The organism is Citrobacter braakii (assembly GCF_002075345.1).
GTDB lineage: Bacteria > Pseudomonadota > Gammaproteobacteria > Enterobacterales > Enterobacteriaceae > Citrobacter > Citrobacter braakii.
In genome coordinates this window covers 1-8,327 of the sequence record NZ_NAEW01000038.1, presented here as the reverse complement: position 1 = coordinate 8,327, position 8,327 = coordinate 1, and the positions used below count along the sequence as shown (strand labels likewise).

Annotated in this window: 8 protein-coding genes; 4 read left to right on the top strand and 4 right to left on the bottom strand. The window is 50.0% G+C overall.

Features of this window, described 5'->3' with window-relative positions:
• The 4 genes from BZK42_RS27060 to BZK42_RS27045 form a co-directional block, all read right to left on the bottom strand.
• Positions 1-127, bottom strand: a 127-nt coding sequence (locus BZK42_RS27060) for a FlhC family transcriptional regulator (protein WP_249025182.1), incomplete at its 3' end; no start/stop codon positions are given.
• Entirely contained in the window at positions 127-429 is a 303-nt protein-coding gene (locus tag BZK42_RS27055; RefSeq protein WP_080861258.1) for a flagellar transcriptional regulator FlhD, read from the bottom strand. The genes BZK42_RS27060 and BZK42_RS27055, both read right to left, overlap by 1 nt.
• Positions 430-615: 186 nt before the next feature.
• A complete protein-coding gene (locus tag BZK42_RS27050) occupies positions 616-939 on the bottom strand; it encodes a hypothetical protein (RefSeq protein WP_080861255.1) in 324 nt (107 codons plus the stop codon).
• Positions 940-1,499: 560 nt separating this feature from the next.
• The gene (locus tag BZK42_RS27045) at positions 1,500-2,927 is read right to left on the bottom strand and encodes a YncE family protein (protein WP_080861240.1); all 1,428 of its coding nucleotides are present in this window, start codon (positions 2,925-2,927) and stop codon (positions 1,500-1,502) included.
• 247 nt (positions 2,928-3,174) lie between these two features.
• On the opposite strand from BZK42_RS27045, the gene BZK42_RS27040 reads away from it, so the two are divergent.
• The 4 genes from BZK42_RS27040 to BZK42_RS27025 form a co-directional block, all read left to right on the top strand.
• Positions 3,175-4,680: a UvrD-helicase domain-containing protein gene (locus BZK42_RS27040; RefSeq protein WP_080861237.1), complete on the top strand. Its 1,506-nt coding sequence runs from the start codon at positions 3,175-3,177 to the stop codon at positions 4,678-4,680.
• Positions 4,670-6,178 carry a TraI domain-containing protein gene (locus BZK42_RS27035; RefSeq protein ID WP_158083400.1) on the top strand — a complete coding sequence of 503 codons (1,509 nt, stop codon included), beginning with the start codon at positions 4,670-4,672 and terminating at the stop codon, positions 6,176-6,178. The genes BZK42_RS27040 and BZK42_RS27035 overlap by 11 nt, the downstream gene beginning before the upstream one ends.
• 145 nt (positions 6,179-6,323) lie before the next feature.
• Positions 6,324-7,304, top strand: coding sequence for a tyrosine-type recombinase/integrase (locus BZK42_RS27030; protein WP_080861231.1), 981 nt, complete (start codon positions 6,324-6,326; stop codon positions 7,302-7,304).
• A 371-nt stretch (positions 7,305-7,675) separates the two neighbouring features.
• On the top strand, positions 7,676-8,327 hold a 652-nt coding region (locus BZK42_RS27025; RefSeq protein WP_143329763.1), incomplete at its 3' end, for a ParA family protein.

The window sequence follows — 8,327 nt, the reverse complement described above, 5'->3', positions numbered from 1 at the left end:
GCCGGGTCATTTTTCCCCGGCTGAGTCTGACGGTGTGTTCCAGTAACTGCATCCGGGCGCCGAGAGAAATCAGCTCCACGGCCAGTTGCGTATCCTGCAGTTCCTGCAGCAGACTTTCAGATGCCATTACCCACCTCCGGTATCAGACAGGCACAGGATGGCCGCATGCATGGGTCTGAGGTGGTCAATCCGGGAATCCTGCAATAACCCCTCCAGCGCGGCAGGGTTCCTGATGCGCAGGGTGAAGATAAAATGTGGGTGCAGGGATAACTGGCGCAGCTGTGTTTCTGCCATGCTGCTGATGAGACCGGCTACCGGGGCACTCAGTCCCAGCCGGAACATGGCAATACTTTTGTCTTTCTGCAGCATTTTCTGCGCCAGACTCAGCCAGGTATAATTCATTTCATACAGATTTTGTTCTGTATTCATTCGGGTAACTCCTTTCCTGCCGCGTGAAATAAAAATTAATACCGGAAATATTTACGAGTAAATACGTGGTAAAACCTCTGTATCCGGTGGTGCAATAATCGAAGGAAGTATTTCTTTATTTGATTTTCGATTAATGTTTTCTGATGCTTTCTTTTTTATCGGTATAAAGAGTGGTGGTTCCCGGATTCATCCCAGAATGAACGTATCGCTGACTTTTGCTATTCTGTGTGATTCCTGAATGCCGTTGTAATTCACCACCTGCGAGATAATATTTCTGGCCTCATTTTCCGGCATTATCAGTGTTTTGCCGGCAGGAATGATAACCCGGTTGTTATTGTCCGGTGTCATAATATGCGGCTCGTTTTTCGCAACAGGTATGGACGGGTGAGGCGTGGCATTCTGTGCGTTTTTTCGGATAGCTGCGGCAGTATTATCCGGCGTCATGGCGCAGGTGAAGCATGAAAATAAAAGTACAGGCGCGCAATAAAAAAGGGCGGTTAACTTTTTCATCGTGGATACCTCTTCTGGTTTCTGTTGGCTGTTTTATCGGGAGTGTGGGAATATATATGTGCTCTGTTTCTTTCGTCTCTTTTATTCCCCGATGATAATAATATTGCACCGGGTTTTTGACAGAGTAAGAGTATTTCCTGATTTAAAGCAAATAATTTTAAAGTAATGGTGGCTCTGAAATAACATTATTGTTTTTTATTTATCATGACGATTTGATATTTTTTTTGTTTTTTTTACACGGCAGTTTCCGCGGACATTCCGGCATTGCAGAGCCGGAATGAATCTGCATGGTTATTATGTCTGTAAAACAGGCGATATCTGACGGGGAAATGGTCACATGAAAGTGGGGTGCCGATTGAGCGTCACGAATCAGGCCCCCGAATCAATCAGATTCTGGTTGTTGCTCAGTGTTTAATCAGGGCAGGTTCCCGCACGGCTATTCCTGCAGGATGAGAGACGCGTAAATTTTCATTTACGGACAACATGACAAAGAGATGTCGTGGGGGCGGGGAATTATCCCCCGGTCTTTTACAGACCGGGGCGGTTGTCATTCTGATGTGTTATTTAAAAGAGATTTTGCTAATGCTGTTGCAGTTTTTATCCCCGGCACCTGCGAGTCTGAGCTGATAGGTATAAACGGAAGTGACATAGACATTATCATTCCCGTCCCGGACAAGGTTGCTGTTATGGCAGGTAGTCGTCACGGAGTCTTTCACCTTTATGTCACCGGTGGTGTCCAGCGCGCTGACGGTGCGCTCCATACGGTCATTGGCGAAAAGCGTTTTTCCGTCACCGGACAGAACCAGCTCCACGGGCTGAACCATCGGAACATAGTTTTTCAGTGTCAGAGTGTCATCCGGACTGATGTCAAACACGTACAGGCCGTGTTTGTGTGCCGCAGCAAACTCTTTAAATTTAGCAAGGTACTCGTCATAGGTTTTTGCGTCAGTTTCATCCGGGTCAATATCCCGGCTGTTGATGGTATATATGCGGTTATTTTTTTCATCAACAATCATGTTGAGGAATGACGGGGATGCTTCACCGAAATCGGTATCACCATTCAGCTTATAGGTGGTGACTTTCCCTGATTTTATATCCGTTTTACGGATGTCTTTCCCGCCGGTATAAATATTATTCTCAATAATAAATAAAGCATGTCCACTTGAGGCATTTTTAATGTTCTGACGTTTAAGTGTCTCACCGTTACGCAGGGTGTCTGTGCCAAAGTATGTCAAATCAACGCTGAACTCTTTATCATCGGGGTCTTCCGCTTCTGAGCGTACGACGCCATAAACGGTTTTCCCGTCACTGCTGAACCGTGAAAGGCGCACCCGGACTTCTTTCCAGTTATCAAAAGCGGTGCCCTTGTTTATCTGAACGCTGTCTTTTCCTAAAGTACCTTTCCCGTCTTTTGCTGTTACCGGTTTCCCCATATCCCATAAAACATATTTGCCAATAAAGGTCTGTTGTCCCAGTAATTTCCCGTCGCGATAGTCAACGGAATGCAGGGGCTGTAAATAGTTCAGAACCGAAAGTGGTTTCGCTTCCGGGGTGTTGTAATCTTTAAGGAATTTAGCAAACGCAATCTGAGTTCCGTGTTTATTTTCGCCACTGTCCTGATATGCAGGATAATCCTTCACGTCCCAGCGAATAACATCACCGTTGTCCTTAATCTGAATAAAGCGCGGATAACCTTCAACAGCGAACCGCTGTGACAGGGGCAGGTCTGGGTCATCAGAATTCAGTCGTTTTTCGCCTTCACTTCCTGATGATGAGCCAAATGAGGCAACATAAACGGAGTTTCGCAGTTCAGGCTGTACGTTTTCGTCATTACCCACGTATGCCATCTGGTAGGGTTTTTCTGATGGTGGCATGCTGGTCAGGACGGGCTGAATGGACATGGCGGCATACGCCTGTGAGGCGGTAAGTACCATCGTTAAAGCGGATAAGGCCGGAAGGACTGTCTGGCGTGAAAATAACGTTTTCATCGAAACTCCTGTAATAATCAGACATAAAAGAAAATGATACGCATTCTCACGAAAGATGTACAGGTGAAAATTTACACAATTTTTACAGAATAAAACGTGTGACGTACGGCGGGTATCAGTGCTGTTTGTCTTCCGCAGACCGTTTTCCGGAAAGTTAATTTTCATTTCCGGGTACTGATTTTAGGCTGGCGTCGGTTACGCATTGTTTCCACCATGGGCGGGTTACTCTTTCTGTGGAGACCCGGATATGACTTATTCTGATACACCCGAACAGTCTGCCGTCATTGACTGGCAGGGAACGCGCCTGGTTGTTGGCGCCTTTGCTGGCACCGGCAAGACCACCACCCTGCGGCGTTTTGCAGAGCAGAACTCTGATGAACGGATGCTGTATGTGGCCTACAACCGTGCCATACGTGACGAGGCACAGCAGAAGTTCCCGTTCAATGTGACCTGCAGGACATCGCATCAGCTGGCGTTTGCTGTGACGGGAAAATATTTCACCACGCGGATTGCCGGCAACCTGAAAGTGACCGACATTGCCCGCGCCCTGAACAGCAAAAACTGGCGTCTGGCCGGTAATGTGCTGTTCACGCTGAACCATTTTATGACCAGCGCGGATGAACAAATCATGGCGATGCACACGCCGGATGAGGAGGAACTGTCCGGCGCGGAGCTGGCACAGACGCTGGCCGCCGCACAAAAGATCTGGCTGATGATGACCGCCCGCCGGGGCGACTTCCCCGTCACGCATGACACCTACCTCAAGTTTTACCAGCTCAGCAGACCGAATCTGTCATCCCGTTATTCCACCATTCTTTTTGATGAAGCTCAGGATGCTAACCCGGTGACCAGCGCCATTGTCCTGAACCAGTCCTGCCGGGTGGTGCTGGTCGGTGACCCGCATCAGCAGATTTACCGTTTCCGTGGCGCGGATAACGCGATGAATGGCCCGGCACTTGATGGCGCTGACCGTCTGTGGCTGACGCACAGCTTCCGCTTTGGCCCGGAGGTGGCGAACGTGGCCAACCGGCTGCTGGCGCTGAAGGGGGAAACACGTAAGGTGACGGGGAAAGGCGGGCCTGACCGGGTTCTGGAAACGCTCCCCCGGACGTGCGGTCACCGTGCCGTGCTGCACCGGACGGTGTGCGGCGTCATCGGTACGGCGTTGCATTACTCGCTGGCCGGAAAGAAGGTGTACTGGGTGGGAGGAATGGAAAGCTACAGGGTGGATGACCTGCTGGACCTGTACTGGCTCTCGGTGGACTTACCGGAACGGATGAAGAAGGACACCCTGACGCAGAATTACCGGGACTACGCGGAGTACTGTGAAGTGGCGGAAGAAACGGGAGACCCGGAAATGAAGCAGTCGATGAATATTCTCGACCAGTTTTTCCCGCTGCCGGACAGGCTGAAAACGCTGTGGCAGCAGCGGGTGGAGGACGAGCGTGAAGCGGATGTGACGGTGTGTACGGCACACCGCAGCAAGGGGCTGGAATGGGACACTGTGAAACTGTATGACGACTTTGCCGATATCCTGAACCCGGAGATGCCGGCGGATAAACGGGACGATGAACTCAACCTGTTGTATGTCGCTGCCACACGCGCCAGACGGACGCTGGTTCCTGACCCGGTGATACAGGAGGTACTGGCGCAGCCACCGGCAGAAGACATTCTGTCCGGCCTGAGTGACGGGGACGACAGTGATACCGGTGATGACGTCAGTGAAAACGGGGAGGAAAAGGATGTGGCGTAAGCTTTTCGGGTTCAGTACCTCCGGTAAGGGAAAGGAACGGACGCCGGAAGCACGCGGATATCTGCGGCCGCTGACGGCGGAGGAGATACTTGACACGGAAAACTGTCAGGGGTTGTTGAAACAGATACGCGATAACAGCCTGATGACAAAGGAAGGGACAGAACGGTATTACATGCAGCCGCTGCGCCGCTGCGTGAATCTGATGCAACTGTTGCCGGTCACGGAGAAGGAACATCATGCGGTGGTGGGCGGCCTGGTTGATTTCACGCTGACGACGGTGGCTTACGCGCTGCGGTTATCCCGGGGATATATGCTGCCGCAGGGGGCCGGGGCTGAGGAGCAGTCAGCGCAGGCGGCAACCTGGAACGCGGTGATTTTTTATGCTGCGCTGTGCCGGTCGCTGACGGTGTTTGGCCTGCTGGAAGGGGAACTGCCCGACGGTACCCTCTGGATCCCGGGGCTGGTTGTGCCGTCACAGCCATACCGGCTGCGTTTCTGTAAGGACAGGGAGGAGAGGTCGCAGGCGCTGGCGGTATTGCTGGGGATGCGGTTGCTGCCGGAGGACGTGGTTGTCTGGCTGGGCAGGACGCCGGCGGCGCTGGACACGCTGTTGCGTATTATCAGGGGGAAGGACAGACCCGGATGTGTGGTGTCAAAAATAATCAGTGAGGCGGCTGAACTGGCAGGTGGTCAGTCGGCTGAAACCCGGAATACACCTGAACCGGTTGTTCCTGCCCCCGTGGTACCGGGTGTGGTCGCGTCAGTCGTACAGCCGGGAGTGGTGACACAGTCGACGGAACAGCAACAGATTGTTGTTGCAGCTCCGGGGGCAAAAATAGTTATGGGATCGGCTCTTGACGGGGCCACAGTTGCCGGAGCCGGAAATACTGTTGTACAGGTGCCAGCATCCGTGCCGGAAGAACCAGCAGATCAGACTATTGGTAACGTGATGGCGCTGATGGGGTTCAGTGCAGAAAACCCACAGGATACAGCAGATTTCGGATTCCCTGTGGAAGCACCCGGAAATCAGTCTGATAAACAGACAGGTGCTCCGGAATATACGTTTTCAGAAGATACAATTGTGACTCAGGTGGAGGACGCGGTGGATGGTGAAAATTACGGGGCACAGTTTATTTCCTGGTTACTTGAGCAGATAAATACGGGTTCATTAACCGTCAATAACAGTGACTCTTCGCTGCATGTTGTCAGCGGATTGCTGTTTGCTCCGGTTCCAGGAATATTCAGGGATTTTCTCCGGGAAAACAAAATGCAACCGAGGCTTAGAAAGAAAATACAGGAAGAATTTGAGGCAATTGGTGTGCATTTCGTTGTTAAAGGGAAGGGGCTTTACAGCTTTCATAAATATCCTGAAAAAGGACGTGTGGGCGAACCGGAAGCTCTGTTCGGTTATCTGATAAAAATAAGAAAATTAATGCCGGTATTTTCAGTCAGTGAGGACAGTCAGTACTTATTTATTGCAAATAAATACAATATGTAACTGTGGATAATAAATGAACAAAGTATGTAAGTTGTTAATTTGTTAATTGTCTGTTACACAGCGGCCATTTACATCCGGTAACTGAAGGCAGTGATATCTGGCATGCAATAAAATAATGTTAATTTTTTGAAAAGGAACTATTTATATGGCAAATGATAAAGGGATAACATTTGAAATGTTACTCAATGATTATTTTGAAACTCATCATCTCAGGGAGGATACCCGCTGGAGTTATGAGAAAGTGACCAGGACATTTATTAATTTTATTGGTAAGGATGTACTGCCTGCCGATATATCAAAGATCCATGTGCATCAGTGGCGACAGAAGGTGTTATATGAGCAGCAACTGTCAACGTGGACATGGAATAATAAGGTTCGACACATGCGGGCTGTATTTAATCACGCTATTAAAACGGGGCTTTTCCCTCATGAGAAAGAAACATTTGAAAATCCGTTTTATAAAGTGGTGGTCAGACAGGAAGTGAAAAGTAAGAAAATCCTTTCGCCGAAGCAGATGACGGGTTTGTACCTGGTTATGGAACGCCATGACATTATGGGAACTCAGGGGATATGTAAGGGGGGGCGTTGTGCACTTATGCCGGCTCGTTTCTGGCTCACTGTTCTGGACACGCTACGTTATACGGGTATGCGCCAGAATCAGCTACTTAATCTGCGGATGGGCGATATTCTGAGGGATGAGGATATGATTGTGCTACAGGCTCGCTCGTCGAAGAACCACAATGAAAACCGGGTTCCGATAACCCCGGTACTGCGTGACAGGCTCTATCCGCTGATGGATGAGCTTAAATTACGTGGAATGAAAGAAACCGATCAGTTGTTCAATGTTTCGTGGTTTTTTGCGGGGAGGAAAGCCGCAGAGAAGCGTATGGGGGTTTATTCCATCAGGGCTTTTTTCCGTCGCCTTTCCCGTGAATGCGGGTACGCAATAAGCCCGCACCGTTTCCGTCACACGATAGCAACGGAACTGATGAAGCTGCCCGGAAGCAACCTGAAAATAGTGAAAGATCTGCTGGGACATTCAAGTATCCATACCACGCTGGAGTATGTGGACGGGGATATCGAGGGGATAAAAGAGGCTCTGAAAAAATACAGCGGGAAAAAATAATATATAGTTTTCGGGTGAAACCTTATTTACATCCGGTTGACAGATCCAGACATCTGTGGCATTACTGTTGCCGAAATCGTAACAAAAGGTAGCCAGTGACTTGTAGGGCAAGTCACTGGCTGTTTGGTAACACAAACCATCAGGCATTACAGATTTGAGTTGTCTGCATAATCGGCTGTGGTACCTTTTACACCTGTTGAGACCCATAATGAACGCAACAGGTGGGTACTGAAGATGTGGTGCCCGGAGGCGGAATCGAACCACCGACACGGGGATTTTCAATCCCCTGTCCTGAAAAGCGGTTAAAAAATCGGCTTTCAGCGTGTTTTGTAGCCAGATATTAACATTCGATCAACATTCGAGTGTATGGCATGCAAAACTTAACTGGTTCTTCTGATACCTGTTCGATTCCGCCTGGTAAAGCATCCGGATCGTCTTCTTTTGTCCGGATCGAAAGCAATCACAGCAGTACCTTACCATTTCCGCTGACAAAAGTCGCGACACAAATCCTTTCCATCATCTCCACCAAGGGCGGCGAGGGAAAAAGCACCCAGGGTGCCTATCTTGCCGGTTTCACTGCCGATGCCGGTCTGAAAACCCTTCTGATTGACGGCGACTACTCCCAGCCGACGTCCTGCAGTATATACCACCTGGATTATGAGGCCCCCTGTGGTCTCTATGAACTGCTGACGCAGACGGTCGACCTGAGTAATCCTGATAATATTATTTCCCGCACCTGTATTCCGAATCTGGATGTGATTGTCTCCAATGACCCGGATGAGCGTCTGCCGGGAGAGATACTGCACATCGCGGACGGCAGGATGCGCCTGCGCAATGTACTGCAGCATCCTCTGTTCCGCCAGTATGACGTCATCATCATCGACTCAAAAGGCGCTGCCGGGGTGATGACCGAAATTGTTGTTCTGGCCGCCAGCAGTGTGGTCGGGGTGATAAAGCCCATTCTGCCCGATGTCCGGGAGTTTCTGCGCGGAACGGTCAGGCTGGTGAACCGCCTGCTACCCC

Coding starts and splice junctions, on each gene's coding strand:
- BZK42_RS27055 (WP_080861258.1), bottom strand. CDS start 429: ATGAATACAGAACAAAATCTGTATGAAATGAATTATACCTGGCTGAGT.
- BZK42_RS27050 (WP_080861255.1), bottom strand. CDS start 939: ATGAAAAAGTTAACCGCCCTTTTTTATTGCGCGCCTGTACTTTTATTT.
- BZK42_RS27045 (WP_080861240.1), bottom strand. CDS start 2,927: ATGAAAACGTTATTTTCACGCCAGACAGTCCTTCCGGCCTTATCCGCT.
- BZK42_RS27040 (WP_080861237.1), top strand. CDS start 3,175: ATGACTTATTCTGATACACCCGAACAGTCTGCCGTCATTGACTGGCAG.
- BZK42_RS27035 (WP_158083400.1), top strand. CDS start 4,670: ATGTGGCGTAAGCTTTTCGGGTTCAGTACCTCCGGTAAGGGAAAGGAA.
- BZK42_RS27030 (WP_080861231.1), top strand. CDS start 6,324: ATGGCAAATGATAAAGGGATAACATTTGAAATGTTACTCAATGATTAT.